The following is a 23,481-nucleotide window of genomic DNA, read 5'->3' on the forward strand; positions in this document are numbered from 1 at the left end:
TTAAAAATACGCGTCGATAATGGACCAGAATTTACAGGAAAAACCTTTATAAACTGGGCTAAATCACATGATATAGCCATTGATTATATCCAGCCCGGTAGCCCTTATGAAAATGGTTATATTGAACGATTTAATCGTACCTATCGTACTGAAGTACTCGATTTATATCTTTTTAACAACTTAGCACAAGCAAGGAGAATAACCGAAGAATGGTTAACGATTTATAACACCGAAAGACCGCATGAGGCATTAAATAACATGACACCGCTCGAATATAAAACATTAAAACAGGCAGCTTAATTTTCTACGTGAGTTGTGTACTAAGTTTGGGGTATTTACAATCAAACTTATTAAAATCTGACTTATATTTATGGTTTAATCAACTTTGTATATATAAAACGATTGGGAGTAAGGATGTGTCCTTTATAAATTTTTCGCTTATTGGATAATCCATCATTATTTTTTAATTATGTAAATTAACAGAAATTGCATTAATAACTAATTGATATTAAAAATATTAGGAATAGCAAAAAAAAATTCTTGTATATATAAAGAAAAAAAACTAGTATATCATGTCGCCAGATTATATGTAATTCAGTTTCGAAAATTTTGGAAGTGTTTACATTTTTTGCCCCCCCTTAAATATTTTTAGATTTAAGGGGGGGTAAATTCGTTGAAAATAATTGCTAGCTGTTTTGTGATAATAGTTTTACAGAGTATTATATATACTTATTTAAAATTATTTCATAGATATTTAATCGAAACATATTAATTTTAATGGAAAAATTATGTTAAACAAAATTGCTTTTGTTGCCCATGAATTTGGTTTTTATCCTGGACATGGTGGTATTGCATCTTATCTATATAATATTTGCAAATATATTCTGTTAAACCACACAGGAGTTGAACTATATGTATTAGTTAATTGTTTTGATAAAAAATGTGATTTATTAGCTTTTAAAAACTTAACAGTTATAAGTATAACTAATTCTAAAGATGTCTATGAGCATCTTATTTCTATCCAACCTGATTTCGTTGAAGTCTCTGATTATTGTGCGTTGGCATTGGATTGCCTAATAGCAAAAAATCTTAAAAAACAATTTTCGGAAACTGTTTTCGCTGTTCATCATCATACAGCTTCCCGGGAGTGTTATGAATGGAATACTTCGTTACCTGTTAAGTACGCAAACCATTTCATTAAAGATTGTTATATGAGAGAAAAACTACAAATTATGTTGGCTGATGCCCAAATTTCACCTTCTAGTTTTATGAGTGCATATGTCAAAAAAAATTATCTTATTTATGACGAAGTAAGAGCATTTAATCATCTTAATGTGGAGCTAGTTGATAACCCCAAAAGTATTAAAGAAGAATTATCTGAATTATATGATTTAGGACAATTCAGTGATACTTTTAATATTCTTATAATATCAAGAATAGAAGGCCGTAAGAATCAACGTTTTCTAGTTGAACAATTCATTAAATTAAAAAAGAAAGTTTATAATTGTAAACTTTTTATTGTCGGAAACACAAATTATGATGAAATTACTAATGAGGAGTCGAGATATCAAATTTATAAAGAGGTACCTTTAGAGTTTAGAAATGATATCTTGTTTTTTGATTTTGCTGATACTAAACAAAAAGAAAAATTTATTGCCATAGGTGATCTTTGTGTCTTATCTTCTACATTTGAAAGTTTTTCAATAGCATTAGGGGAAACAATTGTGAAAGGAATTCCAGGAATGGCTTCTAAATATACAGGATGTTGTGACTATTTAGGCGCAACTAAAGAAGTTGCTACTTTTGATCCTTTTGATGATACTGATTTAGCGGAAAAGATAGAAAATTTTTATAATATGTCTAAAGAAGAAAGAATGAATATTTTATCAATTCAACAGGAAACTTTTTCTAAAGTAACATCTCCTTTAATTACTGTTGATTCACGTCTAAATTGGATAAATGAGAAGTTAAAATCTCGAAAAAAAAGGAGGGGGGGAAATATTGACTCATGGCAATTTATTAATAACCAAGAAGTTGTCAAATTTATAGGTAAACATGTGATATTAACTCCCAATAATAAAAAAAATAAAATAATTGATAATTTCTTACAAGATTTTACGTTCAATCAAAATTTTACTGATAAAATCATAATGTTTAATGAAAATTATGCCTATATTAATGAAGTTATTGATGCTGTTGATTATGGTTGCCCTATTTTGATTCTGAATGCTCGAAATTTATTTTCTGAGGGGAGCTTGTTATCTTATAAAGACCTTCTAACAGCAATTAATTCAAAAAAAGAGAACGTTATTGAAATAGCTATAAATGGATTTGGTAATTTAGAACCTAATAGGACTCATCTAAAGTTTATGCTTTCCCTTAATGAAAAACTCAATTTTAAAGGTAATGTAAATGGATAACATATCCTTATTAATTCATGGTCCCTACAATGATAATATCCTAAATAAAATTTCATATTCTATGAAAAAAAGCCGTTGTGATATAAATGAAATAATATTTGTTATATATGAAAATGATAAGGAACTATATGAAAAGGAAATAACAAATTTATTTAGTTCATTTAATGTTAAAAAAGTTTTTGTTAAAGATTTGATAAATCCTGGATTTGCCAATATAAATAGGCAATTATTGTCTGTTCAAGCTGGGCTTAACGTTATTGATAATGATAGTTTCGTGATAAAGTTAAGAAATGATCAGTATATTGATTTCAATAAGTTTTTTAGAAAAATAAAAAAATATAATTGGGTTTTGGATAATAATAAAATAATTACGACATGTTGTTATACTCGAAAAGATAGATTGTATCATCCCTCGGATATGTTTTTAGCAGGGATGGCTGAAATATTGAAAGAATATTATGCATTACCGTTATATGACAAAACTGAGTTGAATGTTATCATGGAGGTTAGGGAGCTTGTAGAAAATAGTGATTATCAACTAAAGTATAATCCTTTTTCGCCTGAAAGCGAGCTATTCAGAAGTTTTTTAATTAAGCGAAATTGGGATATTAAAGAAACTAAAGAAGATAGCTATAATGCTTTTTGTAAATATATCTATCTTTTAAACTCTTGGGATATTTCTTTAAGATGGAAGAAAAAAAGAAACTATCCTTTTAAAAAGAAAAATCAAATAGTTTTACCTCATTTTTTTAAATTAGCTCCTTTTGTCGGCGGTCCAGTTGAAAACGCCTCTTGTATATTAAGGCATGAGATACATGGAAGAAAAAATATTATAGACTGCTATTATATTGTAAAGTCAAAAGTGATATGGAAGTTTTGGCCTTATAATCAAGATAATATAAATTATATTCCTAAAAAATTTATTTTAAAAATAAGGTATAAATCTCTTAAACTATTATGCATTGTAATCAGTATTCTTCCATATTTTGTTGTTAGCAAAATTGAAAAAGAATTAAGAGAAAAAATAAGGTCAATAAAACACAAGATAACTTTATTAAGAAGGATAAAATAAGCCTAAATAATATGGTTTTTTTAATTAACATAATTTTTATATGACATAACATACTAAGTTTATTGAAATCTAAATTTAAAATAGGCTAACAGTGCACAATAAAATTAATTAAGCTAGTCTGGAATTGATTAATGATAAACACTAAACATATTGCCATTCAATTTTTTGGGCATTTAAGGACGTTTGAATTTACATTTAATTCGTTTAAAAGAAATTTGTTAGATGAAAACGTGTTGGATGGATATAAAATAGATATTTTTATTCATACTTGGGATGAATTAGATCATTCAACAATTAATTATCGAAACCTAAATGGTAATGCTTTGACAGATAAACTATTAACTAATGAATATATTTCATTAGTTAATAAGTTCTATCAACCTAGGAAACTAGTTATTGAGTCACAATTAGACTGCCAAAACGAGGTTTTGATTGAGAAAATAGGTCGGTTTCCTCGAGCTAAAAAAGGATGTTTAAACAACTCTTACTCAATTTATATGGTTAACAGGTTGAGAAAGGAATATCAATTAGAAAAAGATATTAATTATGATTGGATTATAGTTACTCGGCCTGATATTTTTTTCAAATCTCCTTTTCGAATTGATAGTATTCTTAGCTGCTATTTAAAATTTGGATTGGCAATACCTGAAAATGTTATTTTTCATGGGTTTAATCCTTTTGGGCGAGGGAATATGGTTGAAGATCCCAATTTCTTGGCTGGATCTGATCTTATTTTTTTTGGAAGACCTGAAGTTATTGATAAATCATCGTCTTTATATAGTGAATTCAATGAAAATATTTTTCCTGATGATTTTTATTGTATGGAAGTTTGGTGGGCAAATTTTTGGATGAAGAAGAAGATAAGCCACTATCCAATTAACTATAAACATGGTCCTGATTTTGATGTGATAAAAACCGAAATACTAAGAAGTAAGGCGTTATATAAACACTCCAAAAGTAAATATTATAAAAGGATAGCTTTTTTCTTTATTTTGGGCTTATTTCCTTATTGCCTTGTAAAGAACAAAATCAATAAATTAGAAAAGAAGGTTATAAGCATGAGAATGTTCCATAAAGTCTAATTTGTTGATTTTAAATTAAAAATTTATTGTTTATGTTATTAAAAAATATTTAGTTAGTTGTTTTTTGTTTGAGATAGGTTTATAGTCGATGTCCCCCATTTTATCTGTTGTAATTCCAGTATATAACACTGGAAAATATTTGAATAAGTGTTTAGATAGTGTTATCAATCAGTCTTTTAAAAATATTGAAATAATTTGTGTAAATGATGGCTCGATAGATAATTCGCTTGATATTTTAAGAAAGTATTCCGAAGAAGATAAACGGATTAAAATTATTAGTAAAAAAAATGGAGGATTGTCTTCAGCAAGAAATGTTGGTATTGAAAATGCACGAGGCAAGTATATTACTTTTGTCGATTCAGATGATTTTATTGAATTAAATACCTATGAAAGTTCATTATTGTATTTTAGCGTAGGTAAAGTAGATCTTGTTTATTTTTCTACACGGCTTGTTTTTGAGGATAATATTGCTCGAATTCAGGACGAACGATATTTTGAACATAAATATACAGGTTTAGTTAACTTATCTAATGATGTTGTAGCAAAGATGGATGTCTGTGCATGGAATAAAATTTACAAACTTTCAATACTAAAAAAGTATGATATTAAATTTCCAGAGGGGCTTTGGTACGAGGATGGACCATTTTTTTGGTCTTATGCACTGGTGAGTGATTCCGCATTTTTTATAAACGACAAATTTTACAATTATCTGATAAGAGCCGGATCTATCATGAGCCAATGTAATAAAAAAGGTAAAACCTATCATAAAACCTTTCACGAATTAGATCCATTATTGTGCTTTGAGTTTTTACTTCGTTTTGTATTTAAATGGAAGTTGCACGAAAAATTTAAGCCAGTATTAGTCGATCTATTTCAGCAAAAAATTTATGAAGCTTTACGATGTCTTCCTCAAAAGGAGCGCATATTAGCTTTAAATAAATCAACAGAGATTGTTAATTTATTTAACCTTACATGCTATTTTCCTAATGATTATTATTTAATTTCGTTATCCAATAAACACTATCACAAAATTGGGGAAGTTAATCGATTTTTTTTAACAAGGAAACAGCGGTTATTGGGCATTTGGGATGCAAATAGGCATTATATTATTTGTTTTTTAGGCATTAAAATAAAAATAAAAAAAAGTTAATGAAAAACTGTCATTAATTTTTCTTTGATTTTAATATTTGTCGTATTAAATTTACGTTAAAATTAACGGGTAAACTTCTATTTGTAGTATAATCCCCTATAACTTTACTGTTTAAGTATTTTATTATGTCTCAAAAATTAAATTCAATTACGACATTAAAGAAGCTTTGGCCATTCATTAACCCATTTAAAAAAGCATTAATTGTTGCAGTAATAGGGCTTTTACTCAATGCGGTTGTAGATGCAACTTTAATTTCGCTAACTAAACCGTTGCTTGATCACGGATTAATGGACAAGGATTATCCACTTTTAATTGCAATTGCAATTGCAATTGTTGGCTTAATTTTATTAAGAGGCTTATCTAATTACGCTTCAACTTATTGTCTTGCTTGGTTATCAGGAAAGGTAGTGACTAAATTTAGGCAAATGATCTTTAACCATTTACTCAAAAGTCCTATAAGTTTTCATGATAAGCAATCTGTTGGTGATCTTGTTTCTGTTGTTACTTTTAATACTCAGATGCTATCAAAAGCTTCATCTGACGCATTAATTATACTCATTCGTGAGATAGCATATGCGATCGGATTATGTATAGTTATGTTATATGGAAGTTGGAAATTAGCCTCAGTTCTGATTATTTTGGTTCCAATGATCATTTTTATTGCACAATTTATTGCAAAAAAGTTCAGGGAAACAATTGCATCAATGCAACAAGGAATGGGACAAATCACCACCGCCAGTGATGAAATGTTAAAGGGGCACAAAGAAGTATTGATTTTTAATGCTAGAGAATATGAAAAAGGTAATTTTAACTATATTACAGATTGTGTTAGGCGTGGTATGTTAAAAATAGAAGTTGTTTCCAGGTTATCTACACCAATTATTCAGCTGGTTGCCACCTTAGGATTAGGATTCATACTTTATTTAGTTGCTAGCCAGAATTTAGATATTACACCCGGTTCTTTTACTGTAGTTTTTTCTGCAATGATTGCCGTTATGCGACCGTTAAGAGAACTAACAAGTTTGCATGTAGAGCTTCAAAAAGGATCAATTGCATGTGAATCATTATTCGATCTTTTGGATTCTCCACTAGAGAATGATCATGGTTCTATTGTTGTAGAAAGGGCTAAAGGAGATATAGAGTTTAAAAATGTGACTTATACTTACCCTACAAGGAATATACCTGCTTTAAACAATATTTCTTTGAAGATAAAAGCCGGTCAAACAATAGCATTAGTTGGTCGTTCAGGTGCAGGTAAATCTACAATTGCAAGCTTAATTCCTCGTTTTTATGATGTTTCGCAAGGTGAAATATTATTAGACTCCATAAATATTCAAGAATATACATTGAGATCATTGCGTAAACAAATTGGTTATGTTTCTCAAAATGTACATTTATTTAATGGAACAATTGCGGAAAATATTGCTTATGGTGAAAAAGAACTTTATAGCAGAGATGATATAATTAAAGCCGCTAAGTTAGCTAATGCAATTGAATTTATTAATAGATTAGAGCAAGGTATTGATACTGAAGTCGGTGATAATGGCGTTTTATTATCAGGAGGTCAGCGACAACGCATTGCAATCGCTCGTGTTTTATTACGCGATAATCCAATATTGATTTTTGATGAAGCAACGTCAGCATTAGATAATGAATCGGAACGTCTTGTTCAAGATGCAATAGAGGTTCTACAAAAAAACCGAACATCAATTATAATTGCTCATCGCTTATCTACTATTGAAAAAGCAGATCGAATTTTAGTTATTGACGATGGAAAAGTTATTGAAGATGGAAACCATCAATCATTAATCAATTTAAATGGAACTTATGCTCAAATGCATAAAATGCAATTTAATACTTAAAATTAATATATAATGAATAATATGACTAAACAAAGCAAGCTTGTACACATAAATGATATTGATAAGGATTCTTCAACATGGAAAACTTTCTTAAAATTATGGCCATTAATTGCAGAACATAAGTTTATTTTATTCTTGTCTGTTGTTTTATTAATTGCTAGTGCTTTTGCTGATACTTCATTAATTGGATTACTACGCCCATTGCTTGATCGAGGTTTTTCTATGAATGATCAAGAATTTTTATTGATGGCACCATTTTATATTTTTGGGCTAGTCTTATTAAGAGGTGTGGCTAATTATGGTTATTCTATTTTTCTATCATTAATCTCAGGTAAAATAGTGATGAAAATTCGACAAAGGCTTTTTGGTCATTTTGTTGATGCTCCAGTTAGTTTTTATGATCAAAACTCGACAGGAAGACTATTATCGAGGATTACCTATGATACAGATCAAGTTGCATCTTCTTCATCTGATGCTTTAATAACGATAGTGCGTGAATCAGCTTTCATTTGTGGGTTATTTTATACTATGTTTAGTAATAGCTGGCAGCTCTCTCTATCTTTGATTATTATTACACCAATTGTAATTGGTTTAATTACCTTGATTTCTGTTAAGTTTAGAAAACTAGCTAAAAATATGCAAAATTCAATGGGTGGCATTACTATGTCTGTTGAACAGATGTTAAAAGGACATCGAGAAATTATTATATTTGGTGCACAAGAAGAAGAGTCAAAAAACTTTGATAAAGTGAGTAATAAATTTCGCCGTGATAGTATGCGATTGGTTTCTATTTCTGCGCTATCAACTCCTGTAGTTCAGGTTATTATTTCTTTTGCAATTGCATTTGTACTATTAACTGCAAGTAATCCTGATTTGAATATTACTCCAGGTGAATTTACAGTTGTTTTTTCTTCATTAGTCGCATTGATGCAACCGATAAAAAGCCTAACCAGTGTGAATGCTGGATTTCAAAGAGGTATGGCTGCTTGCCAAACACTATTTGCCTTATTAGAGCAGCCAATAGAAAATGATAAAGGCCATTTAAATATAGCAAAAGTTAAAGGTGATATTATTTTTGATAATGTATCATTTGGATATGAAACTAGAAGCGACCTTGCTTTGCAAAATATTAGCTTTTCTGTCTCTGCTGGTAAAACCATTGCTTTAGTGGGACAATCGGGTTCTGGAAAAACAACAATTGCTAGCCTATTAACTCGTTTTTATGATACTTCACACGGTGAAATTTTAATTGATGGTATTAATATACAATATTTTACTTTATATTGCTTAAGAAACCAGGTTGGATTAGTGTCTCAGCATGTTCATTTATTTAATGACACTATCGCCAATAATATCGCATATGGTAAAATTGGTGAATATTCTCAAGATCAAATAGAAGAAGCAGCTAAAAAAGCTTATGCCTATGATTTTATAAAAGGACTAGAAAAGGGTTTTGATACTATAGTCGGAGAGAGTGGAGTATTATTATCTGGAGGTCAACGCCAACGTATTGCAATAGCAAGAGCTTTATTACGAGATACGCCAATTCTTATTTTAGATGAAGCTACATCAGCCCTAGATACGGAGTCAGAACGAGCAATACAAAAAGCCTTAGAAGAACTACAAAGAGGACGAACATCTATCGTTATTGCTCACCGGTTGTCAACTATTGAAAATGCAGATGAAATATTAGTTATGAATGAAGGAAAAATTATTGAAAAAGGCTCTCATTCAGATTTATTAAATAAAAATAGCATTTATGCAAAACTGTATAAAAGCAATTTTAATGATTGAAAATATTGCATATTTAAATGATTATATTACAGTTTAAAATTTATTTAATGAAGAATATTGTTTGAATTTACTTTTAATATTTAAACAAGGATGTTGTTTAGTTATTACGCATTTTAGCAATGCTTGTTTGGTTGACATTGGGCAAGGATGATTTTTTATAAATTTTAAAATATAAGGAATATTTCTAAAAATATTAGGTTTATTGTCGATGTAAATTCGTATTAGTAGCTTTAGCAGTCCCAGTTCTTGAATAAGACTTTCTTTTTCTTGTTTTGATTGTAATTTATTTGACTTTAATACTGATTCTAAATAGGTTGCATTCATTACTAAAATATAATTACGTTTAGCTATTTCTGATAAAGGCAATTCAATGATATTTGTAATACATTTGTTTAAGACATTTTTTAATGTATTGGTATATAAATAGTCAATGTTTTGCATTGATAATGAGGAAGATCGAACACGGTGGAAGTATGCATCTTTATTTTTTAAATAATATGTGGCTTTTGCTTTCGATATAATAGAGAGAGAAATAAGATGATCCTCATGATTTTTTCCAATGAATTTTTCTTTAAATAATTTTTGATTAAATATATATCTCCATACGACACCAGAATAATTCTTTTTTTCTAATAAATAACTGAATAAATCTAATCCTGACTTAAAAAACTTTGGTTTTTTAGGCGAGAATTGACTTGATTTAAGATGTGTCTTACTGTCTTGAAAAGAGGTATAGTCAAAATAAAAAAAATCTAAATTTGGCTCTATATTTAATATTGCTGCAAACTCATCAAATAGATTTATGTTTATAATATCATCAGAATCAATAAAAAAAATATAATTGCCTGATGCTATTTCAATTCCTTTATTTCTAGCTACGCTTACACCAAGGTTAGATTGTTGAACAATCTTTATGTAGCTCCATTTTGATGCATATTGTTGAAGGATTAATAGAGTGTTATCGGTTGAACCATCATCAATACAAATGATCTCTTTCGGTAAACAGCTTTGATTTATGAGAGAGTTCAAGCAATCAGCAATATAGTCCTCCACATTATAACAAGGGATAATTATAGAAATATCAGTTATTTTATTTGTCATATAGTATTTTTCCATGGCTATTTTTTTAGAAATAACTTATATTTTAAATAAACGCCATAGTAATAAATAGATTTGCAATAAGATCCTTGCTTCATTAGATATTTAGCATAGTTTCTAATTGATGAACTATTACCACTTAATGGTAACTCGTCGTCTTTCCATGGAGAGAGTTGAAAATAATATTCAAATATTTTAGAAAGGTATACTTTAAACCAAGGTTTATTTTGTGAAATATAATGTAAAATTACTGTATAAGGTTTAATATTTTTTTCCTGATGAGCGTCAGTAGAAATTTTTATTTTAGTATTAAATTTTATAGGTAACAAACGTGTTTTATTTTCAAGCAAAATGTTTAAAACATCTTGATCCGCAAATTTATATATATTTCCATTATTGATCAATTCTAGCGCCTTTTCAGAAATATTTTCATCACACCATTTTTTTGTGTTTATCAAAAGAACGCCTGCATTAAAATATTTTTTTGAATCAATGTGATACATTTTACTTATTGTTTGTTGCATATCTTTTGTATCGCTTACTACGCCAGCAATATAATCTTCAATATTGTACTCAAATATTTGTGCTAATGATTGTAAACATATTACATCACTATCAAGGTAAATTAATTTATCAGTTATTGAGGAAAGTAAATTGGGCATGATAAAACGAATACAAGTTGATACATTAGTTATATGTAAAACAAGTGTTTTAGGATTTATAATAAAATTATTATTCAAATAATAAAGCGTAATCGACACATTACTACAGCTTAGTTTTTTGAATTTTTCAATATTTTTATCAGAGACATTATCAATAAATAAATGAAAATGAAGATTATAATTTGGCGTGTTTTTTATTACTGATAACATTGCAACACCGGCAGGCATTGCGTAATTGTCGTCGAAACCTAGAGCAATATTGAGTGTTGAGTATTGTGGGTTGCTGTTATTAATAAGAGGGGAAATTTGATCAATAAATTTGTTAACGTTCAACATGTAAATTATTTTAATTATAAAATGTGTATGCAATTATATATTCAATTATCGTCAAAATATAGATCAAATAATTTTGGTAAATGATATAGTGTTTAACCTATTAAAAAATTTAAAAAAATAAATTTACACATAAATATGTTTTATTTAGAATGGAAAAAAATTATTTAAATAAAAAATAGCAAATGCCTAATCAACAAATTTATATTAGTAAAGTACAAAACTTTTCAAAATCGAATCAGCAAAGATCAGATATAATGCATATTGCATTAGCATTTGATGATAACTACGCAATGCCTGCTGGAGTGACAATTTCTTCTGTTATTTATAATAACCCAGATACATGTTTATGCTTTCACCTATTTGTGGATAACATATCTTCCAATAATTTGAAAAATTTTAAGCAATTAGTAAGTAGTAATTGCACGATAAAAATATATTACTTAAATAGTAACTTTCAGATTAATTCGGAAACATTAGTTTTAGGTTATTTATCTGCTATGTCATGTGTTAGGTTTATTATTCCCGATGTTTTAAAAGAGCAAACCGACAAGTTTTTATATCTTGATAGTGATATTTTATGCCTAAAATCAATTAGTAAACTATATAATTCAGCATTAGAAAATTATGTCGCTGGCGTAATACCTGATGATAGTGCGATGAGGAATACTATAAAAGATTTATACCAAATAAACTTTGATAGATATTTTAATGCTGGTGTTTTGCTAATAAATACTCAACAATGGGACATGAACAATATGACATCTTTGTGTATGAATATGATAAATGATGGAAATATTTATCGGTTTGCTGATCAAGATGTTTTAAATATTTTATTAGAAAATAAAACTCGCCTTCTGCCGATTAAATATAATACAAAAATTCATATAACCACTTCTTGCAAAGAAGAACAGCTGATAGCGCCCTATACAGTATTATTGCATTATGTGACTGGATATAAACCATGGTATCAAACGTTTGATTCTCAGTTGTTCAAAAAATATTTTGATTTATCGCCTTGGAAAGCAACAAAACGACCTTTATCTTTAAAAAAATCGTGGTTACGTAATTACGCCAAATATTGTTTGAAAAAGGGAAAAATTATCACCGCTTTGAAGTTTTACTCGTTTTATTTGTCTAAGAAATTGACATAATTTTTTAGACACACTAAATCTAGTATTATTCCAAAAAAGAGATAAAAACAATATCAGTGCTGATATTGTTTTATGAAAGTTTGATACTCATATGATTGACCACCCGCTGATAGTATAAAATCGTTTTCAATAAAAGATTGATCTATGTTAACGGAGTAGCCGAGTAATTTACTTAATAAGTAAACAAGATTAGATGTGTTTATCATGTTATCTGGGTTACGATAGTTTTCAATTTCTAGGCATGGGTAGTTGCCATAAGTCGAGTACATCATCAAAGGGATTTCAAACTGGTTGCTAAATTCTTTTGAGTGTCTTAACAGGTCATGCCCTAGATTAACAATTTCCCCGTGATCAGGGGGTATAAATTAGAATAAAGTTATCCAATTTTTCTTTCAAAATCATATAAATTTGCTTTATGACTCTATCTGTATGATGGATTGTTAAATCATATTCATCGCCATTGGGTAAGGTTAAAATATCTAACTCGTCATAGCCAAGTTTATAAGGTTTATGGTTTCCAGCTAAATGAATAACTATAAATTTCTTTTCATTATCTTGAACGTGCTCCTTACTAAAATATTAGGCAATGCTCGCCTCTATAAATGCGTTATTAAGATAATACTGCTTTTCATATTGTTCAGGCGGTATCTAACCATGAGTTGAATGTCGGCAAACTTGATTATAATCGGTTCAATATATTCAAATAGCCTTTTATTGGCTTCTTCCCGTGTTTTGTCATCATGAATAATGCGGTTTTTCACATATGAAAAAACTTTCAGCAACGGCATTATCCCAACAATTGCCTGCTCGGCTCATACTTTAGTTAATTCTATGCGATAACACTAACTGCTTAAAATCCGCACTGCAAAATTGGTTTTCTTGGTCACTAGGTAGTAATCCCCCTTTTGGAAATTGACAACAAAATAAAGCATTTTTGAGCGAGTTACAAACTAAATACTTATTAATATTCTTAATGTATTAGTCAGCACATCATAATAATAGGTTTGTAGCAAAAGAATTAATGTGATTATTTTTTATTATGTTACAAAATGAAAACTCTAATAAAATCAATTGGTTTTCTGACTGATTTTTATCATGCTCTATTAACCTTTCTTTATGATACATCCTAGCCCTTGTCCCTGATATTATGTACTAAGCTTAGTGCATCTAAACGAGCTTTATGTTGCCAATAAAGCGCTTTGATATTCTCAAATAGTTCATTTGATTTTGGTTCACGCTTTAGCCAAACAGAATAACCTGATACGCTAACTTTTAATTGACGGCAGACTAGCGGTAATGGGTATGGCAACAAATGTTGTTTCGTATATTGGTACTTCACCGGCTTGGATGGTTGATAAAGATACATGCGCCTTTTTTGCAATTTCATTGGCCACTTTTAGTCTTTGTGTTCTTTTTTAGCGTAATCATTTTTTGTTGCTCACAAGTTAGCTCACGTTTACTGGTTTTGTTAGGATTAAGTTGCCTAAGCCATTTATCTAGCGTTGATTTATCAATACCTAAATAGTTAGCGGTTTTAGCCAATGAAAAATGCGCATTAGATAATGCATAATCAACCGATAGTTGTTTGAACTATGCACTGAATTTTTGACGCATAATGTGTTCCTTATGATTGCTAGTTATATCATAGAGGTGGTATTTGTTCATTTTTTATGGGGATCATACTTTCCTGTAAATCTTAGATGATCGGTTAATCGCATGGTGGAGTTGCCAATCACTACCAGATATTTTTCTCGTATAGATTTATTTAAAAAAAGAACGGATTGACTTGAAATTCAATAATGTGTCTTTTGTTTGATAAATAGTAATATGTAGTATTTTTAAACAAGAAAAAACAACACGTAAAAATTATAGATCAATATAATATTTTATTTTTTAAAGATATTATTATATAAATGAGTATAAATTAATGAAAAGAATAAAGAAGGTAATACGATTGTGGTAAGTTCATTTTTTATCATTATATCACTTTGGTTTGTATTATTTTCTAAAGCTATTTTTAAAGAGATTTTGAAACGTATAACTAAAACTGTTTAAATTATCGATATTTACAGCATAAAAGACGCTCAAAGTAATTGCAAAGCATGCGACAATCAAAATGTTTAGTTAAAATTGAAATATTTAAATTTTTTATTTTTAGCATTAGATAGAACCATTAACCATTCCTCCAAATCTATTTATGTACTAATTTTTTAATTAAGTAAGCCACGTAAAATTTTACTCCTTTTAAAATTGAACCTTTCCTAAAAAATTGTGCAGAAAAAACTCTATAATCGACTGGTCTCATTTTGTTTTGATATGATTTTAGTGGGCTATTTGCCCAAGGGGTAAAATGTTTATAATATGTATATAAGTTTTGTGCAAGACCTTCATTTTCGGTGTACCACATTTTCCTAGGACCAGTAAAATGAATGATATAGGGTAAAGATTTTTTATTATAAAAAAATGTTTCCTTTTGTTTATCATCCATCCAAGTGAATAAGTAGTTCCAATTAGGATCTATATATAAAACTTGATTTTGTAGAACTATATTTAGTACATCTTGATCTGGGTAAATTAAACGTTCTTTTTTTGCAGATAGTAGTGTTTTGTTTGCTTTATTTTCTGTATCAAAGCCTATCCAATTATTAATATTAATATATAAAAAACCCGAGTTAAAATAACTTTCCGAAGCAAGTTCAAGCCTTTCTTTATTTTTTAACATATTTTGTTTATCTAATGAGTCAGGCGTCACAGCACAAATAACCGAATCTATATTAATATTTAAAATCGGTGATATGTCAGAAAAACATAGGGTATCTGCATCTAAGTAAATAAATTTATCAATTTTGCCATATAATAGTTTTGGCACAGATAATCGAATATACATTGAGCGGTTAATATGAGTTATTTTATTGCTCTTATGATCTTTATATTTAGCTAGCTCTTCAAAAGGAATAATATAGATATTAATTAATGGGCTAATTTTTTGTAATTTTTGTTGGTCTTTGGGAGATACATCGTATAAAAAAACATGAAAATGAATATTATTATGCATATTGTTAAGCATAATAGAGGTAATCGATACACCTACATGCTCAAGGTAATTTGAATCGGTACAATATGCAATGTTAATTCTGCTATTCATTTCTAATACTCTTTAAAAAATCAACCACGCTATTTAGTCATTACTAAATCAATATGTCAACATAAAATTTATTATTACTTCATTGTTTAATTTAACATATGTTATAATAGAATAATTTTTAACATTATCTAAAAATTGGCACAAAATGGCAGAAAATCTTTTTATTAGCAAAATTAGGACATTATTTAATAATACCATAGAATCATTAAATACTTTACATATAGCATTTTGCTTTGATGATAATTATGCAATGCCAGCAGGCATTGCTATGTCTTCAGTAATCTTAAATAATCCTGATAAAAATATCGTGTTCCATTTATTTGCTAATAATGTTTCTAATGAGAAAATTATAATATTTAATCAATTAAGTAAAGAAAATATTAGTATAATTTGTTATGAAATTAGTGATAATTTTTCAATAAATCCAGATACATTAGTTTTACATGTTTCAGCATCAACTTGCTTACGATTTATTGTCCCACAAATGCTAAATAAAGTTACTTCTCGAGTTTTATATTTAGATTGTGATGTGTTATGTACCGATAATCTCAATGAATTAATTAATACCGATTTAACTAATAAATATTCAGCAGTAGTTCCTGATGTTGATAAGACGCAAGAAAAACAATGTCTTGCCTGTGGTATTCCTCATGGTGAATACTTTAATGCTGGAGTGATTTATATTAATACAGATATGTGGGTGCAAAATAATCTTACTGAAAAAGCCTTTGCAATGATCAACAGTGGTAAAGTATACAAGTTTGCGGATCAAGATGTTTTAAATATTTTAATGCAAGGTAAAACAGTATTTTTACCTAGGCGTTTCAATCGACTCACTTCACTTACTGTGGGGGGAAAAGAAGATAACCTTATTAGCAATGATAGCGCAATTATCCATTATGTCACAGGTAATAAACCGTGGTACCAGCTTTATATCACCCCACTGTATCGACATTATATCGAATTATCTCCATGGGCAAAAGATAAATTATTGTTAGCCAATGAAAACGCACCATCAACCACTAGACGGTATGCAAAATTACTAGCTAGTCAGAATAAATACTTTGCTGCATTCAAATATTATTTGATTTATTTGAAGCATAAAACTTGCAAAAAACGTTAAGGGGTAATGCTGTGGTTGACGTTGATAAATTTATTAATAAAAAGAATTTTTTACTCTCATGTGATTTTTGGGATAACGAAAGTATATTACATATTCTTTTGTGTTTCGATGACAATTATGCTTTATCAGCAGGTGTAGATATTATTTCAATAATTGAAAATAATAATGAACAACAGATTCATTTCCATATTTTTACTCATAATGTTTCTGATAATAATAGACAAAAATTTGCTGCCATTAAATCCCATAATACATCTATAACTGAATATGTTATTAATGAGCAATTTAAAGTTGATCAAAAAAATACTGAGCTGTTTCCTATTGCGGCATGCGTTCGCTTAATTGCGCCTATGATTTTAAAGGATGTCACTAAAAAATTACTCTATGTTGATAGCGATACGCTTTGCCTAAAAAAATTTGATTTTATCAATGAAATTTCTCTAAATAATGCTATTGTCGCAGCTGTTGCTGATGAACCATATATGCAGGACTCGCAATGCGCAAAGTATCATGTAACCTATGGGACGTATTTTAATTCTGGTGTGATGTTAATTAATATACCACTTTGGTATCAGGAAAATATTACTTCAAAAACATTAAAGTTATTAAATAGTGGCGAAAAATATCATTATCCTGACCAGGATGTATTAAATATAGTAGTAGGCGAAAAAAGAATTATATTAGCAAAGAAGTATAATAATTTGTTAGCATTGTCAATCAATGGTAATGAGGACTCTAGTGTTCCTGAGGATACTGTGTTAATTCATTACATTACAAAGAACAAACCTTGGCATCAGCCTTATCGTTCTAAGTTATATGATCTTTATTTAGAAAAATCTCCGTGGAAGAATGATCCTTTAATTTTATATAACGACAAAAAAACCTCCTCAATACGCGCTTATTCTCGGTTGATGTTTAAACAAAAAAAATATTTAGCATCGGTAAAACACTATTTAATTTATTTAAGGGCTAAATTTACGAAATAGTTTACGGCATTAGTATTTAGCTCTGAATGCTATGTAATCTAATTTACTATTAGTTGTTAGAAATAAATGTAAGGGTAGATTCATTATATAGAATATAATGCTAATGATTCACTTAACAGGCTATTATATCTCTTTTGGGCTAGGTCATTGATGTATTATATGTCGACTATTAAAACTTTTAGTCGACCGACTTTGTGTATTGAACTTATCTTTTTATTAGGTGTCTTTTAAGTGATTGATGATTTTTCAGAAAATGGTTTGCTTGCTCAAGCTATTGATGGGTTTGTGGCAAGAGAGCCACAACGAAACATGGCAAGTAAAGTCTCAGAATCAATAAAAAAACAACATTCACTTGTCGTTGAAGCGGGAACAGGTACTGGTAAAACCTTTGCTTATCTGGTTCCCGCATTGCGTAGTGATAAAAAAATAATACTTTCAACTGGCTCTAAAAATTTACAAGAGCAATTATTTAGTAAAGATTTGCCAATTATCAAAAAAGCATTGAATTATTCTGGAAAGATAACCTTACTTAAAGGTCGCTCTAATTATCTTTGTTTAGATCGGTTATATCATCAATACGCCGCAGCGGGAGATCTTGATAAAGATTTACGTGTTGATTTAGCTCGTGTAAAAAATTGGTCAATCAAAACTAAAGATGGTGATATTAGCAAATGTACAACTGTTACGGAAGACAATCCAATTTGGCCGATATTAACCAGTACGAATGATAATTGTTTGGGTAGTGATTGTGAACATTATAACGATTGTTATGTGGTTAAAGCACGTAAGCGAGCATTAAATGCAGATATTGTCGTTGTTAATCACCATTTATTTTTAGCTGATGTGGTGGTAAAGGACTCAGGTTTTGGTGAGCTTATCCCTAAAGCTGATGTAATGATTTTTGATGAAGCACATCAGCTCCCTGATCTCGCTTGCCATTATTTCGGGCAACAACTAAGTAGCAGGCAACTATTTGATCTGTCCAAAGAAATTAATCTCTGCTATCGCACTGAGGTTAAAGATATGTCACAATTACAACAATGTGCCGACAAACTACAAAAATGTACTCAAGATTTACGCATTGCGATCAATCAACAATTGCCAAAAGGTAATTTACGTTTTTTATTTAATCAAGAAGCGATAAAAAAAGAGTTATCTTATCTTTTAGACGCTCTAAGTTTTTGTCATGAGGTCTTACTATTGGCTGTAGGGCGTTCTTCAACATTAGATAACTGTTTGGAACGAATTAACCAATATAATACACTTTTAAAACGGTTGCAGGAAACAAATGTAACTGGCTTTAGTTATTGGTATGAAAGTAGCCATAACTATTTTATTTTTGCGTTAACGCCATTATCTGTAGCGGATAAATTCACTGAATTATTAACAGAACGAAAAGGTAGTTGGATTTTTACTTCAGCAACGCTATCAGTCAATAACCAATTAGATTATTTTACTAAACGTTTAGGATTAACGAATGCTGATTCACTTATTTTAGAAAGCCCATTTGATTATTTGCATCAAACTGTTATGTGTGTTCCTCGCTATATCCCATCGCCAAACGAAAAGGGAAATGCTGAAAAGTTGGCTGATATTTTACTGCCCGTTATTGAAGCAAATCATGGCCGTTGTTTTTTCTTATGTACTTCTTATGCGATGATGAACGCCTTAGCTAAACAGTTTCGAGAGTTAACAAAATTACCGGTGTTAGTCCAAGGTGAAACAAGTAAGGTTAAATTACTTGAGCAGTTTATTCATAGCGGTAATGCTTTATTAATTGCAACAAGCAGCTTTTGGGAAGGTATTGATGTTAGAGGGGATACATTGTCATGTGTTATTATAGACAAATTACCATTTACCTCTCCAGACGATCCTTTAATTAAAGCTCGCATGGAAGATTGCCAAATGCAAGGTGGTGATGCATTTTATGATGTACAATTACCCGAAGCGGTTATTACTTTAAAACAAGGTGTCGGACGATTAATTCGCCATCACAACGACCGTGGTGCGGTTATTATTTGCGATAATCGTTTGGTTATGAAGCCTTACGGCGCAACATTTATTAATAGTTTGCCGCCATCGCCAAGAACACGGGATATAAATAAAGTTATTAATTTCTTGTTATCTAAAACTGACTTATAAAAATTAAATTATTTTGGGAAAAAATGAATACCATCTTAGCTATTGATACCTCAACAGAAGCTTGTTCTGTCGCTTTATTTTATCATAACGAAATCACTCATGATTTTGTTGTATCTGCTCGCGATCACACTAAACAAATATTGCCAATGGTTGATAAGCTCCTTAAACAATCAGATTGTTCTCTTTCTCAAGTTGATGCTATTGCTTTTGGGCAAGGGCCTGGTAGTTTTACAGGGGTTAGAATTGGCATTGGTGTAGCGCAAGGTTTAGCTTTAGGCATTGATAAACCTATGATAGGGGTATCTACGTTGATGACTTTGGCGCAAGGGGCATATCGCACACAAAATGCAACAAATGTCATTGCAGCTATTGATGCTAGAATGAATGAAGTTTACTTAGGACAGTATCATTACAGCAACGAGCAATGGCACGAAGTTATTCCAGAATGTGTTATTGCACCTGAAAAAGTAATAGAAAAAGTAGATCATATTCTTAATGATAGCTATTGTGCCGGCACTGGTTGGCAAACTTATCCTAATATGATGAATAATATAAAACAAAGCGATATTCTATTGCCTCATGCACAAGATCTTGTTGTTCTTGCTAAGAATAAATGGCAAAAAAGCGAAATAATTAATGTTGAAGATGTAGAACCAACTTATTTACGTAATGAAGTTACATGGAAAAAACTACCTGGCCGCTAATAATGACTATTTAAACAGCCACCTAAAGGTGGCTTAGTTCTTGATAATTTTGATTACTCTTTAAATAAGCCCAAATGTTCTTTAGCATAGGCTTCAAAGTCGGTGCAGCCACCAATTGGTTTTTCATCAATAAATATTTGTGGCACTGTTTCAACAGGTTTACCAACACTTTTAGATAGATCTTCTTTAGTAATACCTTCAACATTAATATCAACATAACGATAAGAAAAATCATCACGTTCTTGAGAAAGTTTTTCAGCTAGTTCTTTAGCACGAACACAATAAGGACATCCCTGGCGACCAAAAATTACAGTATACATTTTTCACCTTTATCTTTTGTTTTAAATATAAGCCTAATATACTTCACTTATTGAAGAAAAAAAGTAGTTAAATATTGTCAGTTAAATAGATTATATCTATTGATTTACGACTTGAGAAGCGAATCAGGTTTTATATTAGATTGTTCCAATCTGCTTGATTATTTTTTAGTAATTTAGATTTATTATTAAAAAAATTTAGCGGATTTTAATATCCATCATATACCATTCTTAACAAAACTTTACAAAAAAGTTGATAACATACAGTGCATTTTCATCTAAAATAGGGTTAGGTTATTTTACGTATATAATATGCTATAAATTTTGATTGCTTGTTAGATTAAGCTAACCATTTATATTATATAGATAAAAAATTAAAAATAAGTATGAGGGGTGCTAATAATATGGTAAAATATAACTTAAAATCGGGCATCGGGCATCGGGCATCGGGCATCGGGCATCGGGCATCGGGCATCGGGCATTTTGTTAATTTTTTTATTTTCAACTTTGATATTACAGCAAAACGTTTTATCTTTAGTGTTACTTTTTTGTTTTAAACACTTCCATTGCAAATCTCACTTTGTTGCCAAAATAACGGCACTCATAGCTCACTCAAAACCGAAACTTACTCAAATAATGGGGTTAATCTTATTATTACAATGGATATACGTTGGCTATGCTAATGCAATACTAACAGCAACTTCAAGTCAGATTATTACAGGGAATGCACCGCAAGTGGTTGCGTTATCAAGTGCAGATAAACATGGTTTTACGGTTAATGGTGTTTTTTACAGTGAGGCGAGTGGCACTATAAAGTCTAGTGAAGTGAAAGAATTTGATGGTAACTTAACGCTTAATGATTTTAAAGTGGCAACTTATGCACCAACAAACTTAGATAGGGTGAAAAATTATCGCGATATCGATGGTGATAATGCCGATCCTCAGCAACCATTTAAAGTAGAAATGACTAGTTATGGGTGGTATGACAATAGCGGAAAACGCATAACTGGTGATGATAAGAAAAAAATTATAGGTTGTGGAAGCGGTTTTTCAATGCCATTAAAATTGATAATTCAAACAAAAGTAAAAGCCTATTCTGAGTATGGGATCCCAAAAGAAAGTAAACCTAGTACATTAGCTAAAACATATCAAATAGCATCGAGATCTGAATTATGTTATGCCAAACCAAATGGCGCGATCATTTATCCCGATCGCCAATGGGGTAAACCTGGTGATAATCCAGATTTACATTATCTAATGTATTGGAACGCTTCAGATGGTCGGACACGCTCAAAAGGTGGTGGAGGTTATACCCAAGATTATGTGCCAGATTATGGTTTTAAAGTGGTTACTACGGTGTCTGGAGGTAGAAAATTTCCAACTACAGGTTTTCCTGGCGCTAAATTTCAATTACTAATGACAGGAGCTCAAACTGATTATCGCTATCAAATCATTAATAACCCAGGAAGTGGAGTTTCGATTGATCAAGATGGTATGGTTAAATTAATAAGTAAACCGACGGGAACAGTCACAGTAAGGGCGACATTAAAGAGAAATTCATCGATTAATCATGATTATAGTTTTACGCCAACGTCTGTTTGGGCTATACCTCAAGGCGATTTTAAAGCGCATAAGGAAAGTGCTTGGCAAAAGTGTGGGGGTATTAATAATGTTCTGGGTAGATATGAGCTAACTAATGCTCCTTTTACTTTTGAAAAAGATGATCCTGCCGTTTTTTGGGGCGGGATTTTAACGCGAGCTATTGATGGTTCACTATTTAGTGAGTGGGGATTTATCAATCAAAAGGCTTATCCTGACTCCCAATGGCGAAATGGTGTTTATTGGACAGGAAACAGATCGGATTATTCGGAAAGGCATTATCATGTCTATGCTGATTCAGGCCATGTTGGTGAAGGAGATGAAACGTGGATTAATTATGTAGCCTGTAGGGGATAGTGTTAATGGCCTAAGCTGTTGTAGGTGCCTTATCTAGTTTAAGGTGCCATTTTCACTTAGCCGTAGTAGCTAAAGCAAATTGATTGCATACTTATAAGTGATATTGGGTTAAGTGTTTAAATTTTAATAGATGATTCATTTTCGGTAAGTTGAGATGGGCAAGAATATCTTCCAGCAAAGGGGATATTATCTTTATTTCATTTTTATGACACAACAATCATATGCTGATTTTTATCTGCATTTAATAAATGGGTGCTTAACAAAACTTTACAAAAAAGTTGATAACATACAATGCATTTTCATCTAAAATAGGGTTAGGTTATTTTATTTATGTAATATGCTATAAATTTTGATTGCTTGTTAGATTAAGCTAACTATTTATATTATATAAAAAATTAAAAATAAGTATGAGGAATGATAATAATATGGTAAAATACAACTTGAAACCGAGCACCGAGCACCGAGCACCGAGCACCGAGCA

At 30.2% G+C, this 23,481-nt stretch carries 21 protein-coding genes and 1 pseudogene; 14 read left to right on the plus strand and 8 right to left on the minus strand.

Annotation, left to right across the window (positions count from 1 at the left end):
- The 7 genes from A9G41_RS11615 to msbA (A9G41_RS11645) form a co-directional block, all read left to right on the plus strand.
- The coding region (locus A9G41_RS11615) for an integrase core domain-containing protein (protein ID WP_143425470.1) at positions 1 to 300 on the plus strand (300 nt) is incomplete at its 5' end.
- Between the two features lie 488 nt (positions 301 to 788).
- Positions 789 to 2,420 carry a glycosyltransferase family 4 protein gene (locus A9G41_RS11620; protein WP_065581371.1) on the plus strand — a complete coding sequence of 544 codons (1,632 nt, stop codon included), beginning with the start codon at positions 789 to 791 and terminating at the stop codon, positions 2,418 to 2,420.
- A complete protein-coding gene (locus tag A9G41_RS11625; RefSeq protein WP_075539709.1) occupies positions 2,413 to 3,492 on the plus strand; it encodes a WavE lipopolysaccharide synthesis family protein in 1,080 nt (359 codons plus the stop codon). The genes A9G41_RS11620 and A9G41_RS11625 overlap by 8 nt, the downstream gene beginning before the upstream one ends.
- Positions 3,493 to 3,623: 131 nt before the next feature.
- Complete coding sequence (locus A9G41_RS11630) at positions 3,624 to 4,574, plus strand: DUF7796 domain-containing protein (RefSeq protein ID WP_065583383.1); 951 nt, start codon at positions 3,624 to 3,626, stop codon at positions 4,572 to 4,574.
- 88 nt (positions 4,575 to 4,662) lie between these two features.
- Positions 4,663 to 5,724, plus strand: coding sequence for a glycosyltransferase family 2 protein (locus A9G41_RS11635; protein ID WP_065583382.1), 1,062 nt, complete (start codon positions 4,663 to 4,665; stop codon positions 5,722 to 5,724).
- A 125-nt stretch (positions 5,725 to 5,849) separates the two neighbouring features.
- Positions 5,850 to 7,586 carry a lipid A export permease/ATP-binding protein MsbA gene (gene msbA, locus A9G41_RS11640; protein WP_065583381.1) on the plus strand — a complete coding sequence of 579 codons (1,737 nt, stop codon included), beginning with the start codon at positions 5,850 to 5,852 and terminating at the stop codon, positions 7,584 to 7,586.
- Between the two features lie 21 nt (positions 7,587 to 7,607).
- A complete protein-coding gene (gene msbA / locus A9G41_RS11645) occupies positions 7,608 to 9,380 on the plus strand; it encodes a lipid A export permease/ATP-binding protein MsbA (protein WP_075539710.1) in 1,773 nt (590 codons plus the stop codon).
- Between the two features lie 33 nt (positions 9,381 to 9,413).
- On the opposite strand, the gene A9G41_RS11650 is transcribed toward msbA (A9G41_RS11645), so the two are convergent.
- Both A9G41_RS11650 and A9G41_RS11655 read right to left on the minus strand, forming a co-directional pair.
- A complete protein-coding gene (locus tag A9G41_RS11650) occupies positions 9,414 to 10,481 on the minus strand; it encodes a glycosyltransferase family 2 protein (protein WP_065583379.1) in 1,068 nt (355 codons plus the stop codon).
- A gap of 17 nt (positions 10,482 to 10,498) precedes the next feature.
- Entirely contained in the window at positions 10,499 to 11,476 is a 978-nt protein-coding gene (locus A9G41_RS11655) for a glycosyltransferase family 8 protein (protein ID WP_065583378.1), read from the minus strand.
- Positions 11,477 to 11,658: 182 nt separating this feature from the next.
- Between A9G41_RS11655 and A9G41_RS11660 the strand changes: the two genes are divergently transcribed.
- The gene (locus A9G41_RS11660) at positions 11,659 to 12,627 is read left to right on the plus strand and encodes a glycosyltransferase family 8 protein (protein ID WP_065583377.1); all 969 of its coding nucleotides are present in this window, start codon (positions 11,659 to 11,661) and stop codon (positions 12,625 to 12,627) included.
- Between the two features lie 53 nt (positions 12,628 to 12,680).
- On the opposite strand, the gene A9G41_RS14095 is transcribed toward A9G41_RS11660, so the two are convergent.
- The 5 genes and pseudogenes from A9G41_RS14095 to A9G41_RS11670 all read right to left on the minus strand — a co-directional run bounded on the left by A9G41_RS14095 (position 12,681) and on the right by A9G41_RS11670 (position 15,772).
- On the minus strand, positions 12,681 to 12,899 hold the full coding sequence (locus A9G41_RS14095) for a hypothetical protein (protein ID WP_141675272.1): 219 nt from the start codon (positions 12,897 to 12,899) through the stop codon (positions 12,681 to 12,683).
- A gap of 79 nt (positions 12,900 to 12,978) precedes the next feature.
- Positions 12,979 to 13,173 (minus strand): annotated as a pseudogene (locus tag A9G41_RS15130) (sulfatase-like hydrolase/transferase); the annotation flags it as partial.
- 580 nt (positions 13,174 to 13,753) lie between these two features.
- The gene (locus tag A9G41_RS11665; RefSeq protein WP_065583376.1) at positions 13,754 to 14,014 is read right to left on the minus strand and encodes a hypothetical protein; all 261 of its coding nucleotides are present in this window, start codon (positions 14,012 to 14,014) and stop codon (positions 13,754 to 13,756) included.
- Entirely contained in the window at positions 14,011 to 14,169 is a 159-nt protein-coding gene (locus A9G41_RS14350; protein WP_176700504.1) for a hypothetical protein, read from the minus strand. Before A9G41_RS14350 ends, A9G41_RS11665 begins: the two co-directional genes overlap by 4 nt.
- 649 nt (positions 14,170 to 14,818) lie before the next feature.
- Entirely contained in the window at positions 14,819 to 15,772 is a 954-nt protein-coding gene (locus tag A9G41_RS11670) for a glycosyltransferase family 8 protein (RefSeq protein ID WP_075539711.1), read from the minus strand.
- A gap of 145 nt (positions 15,773 to 15,917) precedes the next feature.
- On the opposite strand from A9G41_RS11670, the gene A9G41_RS11675 reads away from it, so the two are divergent.
- From A9G41_RS11675 to tsaB, 4 genes are all read left to right on the plus strand, one after another.
- Complete coding sequence (locus tag A9G41_RS11675; RefSeq protein ID WP_065583488.1) at positions 15,918 to 16,895, plus strand: glycosyltransferase family 8 protein; 978 nt, start codon at positions 15,918 to 15,920, stop codon at positions 16,893 to 16,895.
- A gap of 11 nt (positions 16,896 to 16,906) precedes the next feature.
- Entirely contained in the window at positions 16,907 to 17,881 is a 975-nt protein-coding gene (locus A9G41_RS11680; protein ID WP_176700508.1) for a glycosyltransferase family 8 protein, read from the plus strand.
- Positions 17,882 to 18,112: 231 nt separating this feature from the next.
- On the plus strand, positions 18,113 to 20,023 hold the full coding sequence (locus tag A9G41_RS11685) for an ATP-dependent DNA helicase (protein WP_075539712.1): 1,911 nt from the start codon (positions 18,113 to 18,115) through the stop codon (positions 20,021 to 20,023).
- A gap of 23 nt (positions 20,024 to 20,046) precedes the next feature.
- Positions 20,047 to 20,727, plus strand: a complete 681-nt coding sequence (tsaB, locus tag A9G41_RS11690; RefSeq protein ID WP_065583485.1) for a tRNA (adenosine(37)-N6)-threonylcarbamoyltransferase complex dimerization subunit type 1 TsaB — start codon at positions 20,047 to 20,049, stop codon at positions 20,725 to 20,727.
- A 53-nt stretch (positions 20,728 to 20,780) separates the two neighbouring features.
- Here the strand turns inward: tsaB and A9G41_RS11695 are convergent, their stop codons facing one another.
- A complete protein-coding gene (locus tag A9G41_RS11695; protein WP_065568466.1) occupies positions 20,781 to 21,047 on the minus strand; it encodes a GrxA family glutaredoxin in 267 nt (88 codons plus the stop codon).
- Positions 21,048 to 21,448: 401 nt separating this feature from the next.
- Between A9G41_RS11695 and A9G41_RS14355 the strand changes: the two genes are divergently transcribed.
- A complete protein-coding gene (locus A9G41_RS14355; RefSeq protein ID WP_179854698.1) occupies positions 21,449 to 21,601 on the plus strand; it encodes a hypothetical protein in 153 nt (50 codons plus the stop codon).
- A 79-nt stretch (positions 21,602 to 21,680) separates the two neighbouring features.
- On the plus strand, positions 21,681 to 23,000 hold the full coding sequence (locus A9G41_RS11700; RefSeq protein ID WP_075539713.1) for a hypothetical protein: 1,320 nt from the start codon (positions 21,681 to 21,683) through the stop codon (positions 22,998 to 23,000).
- The last annotated feature ends 481 nt before the right edge of the window (positions 23,001 to 23,481 follow it).

This window comes from Gilliamella sp. Nev5-1, from assembly GCF_001690895.1.
GTDB lineage: Bacteria > Pseudomonadota > Gammaproteobacteria > Enterobacterales > Orbaceae > Gilliamella > Gilliamella apicola_C.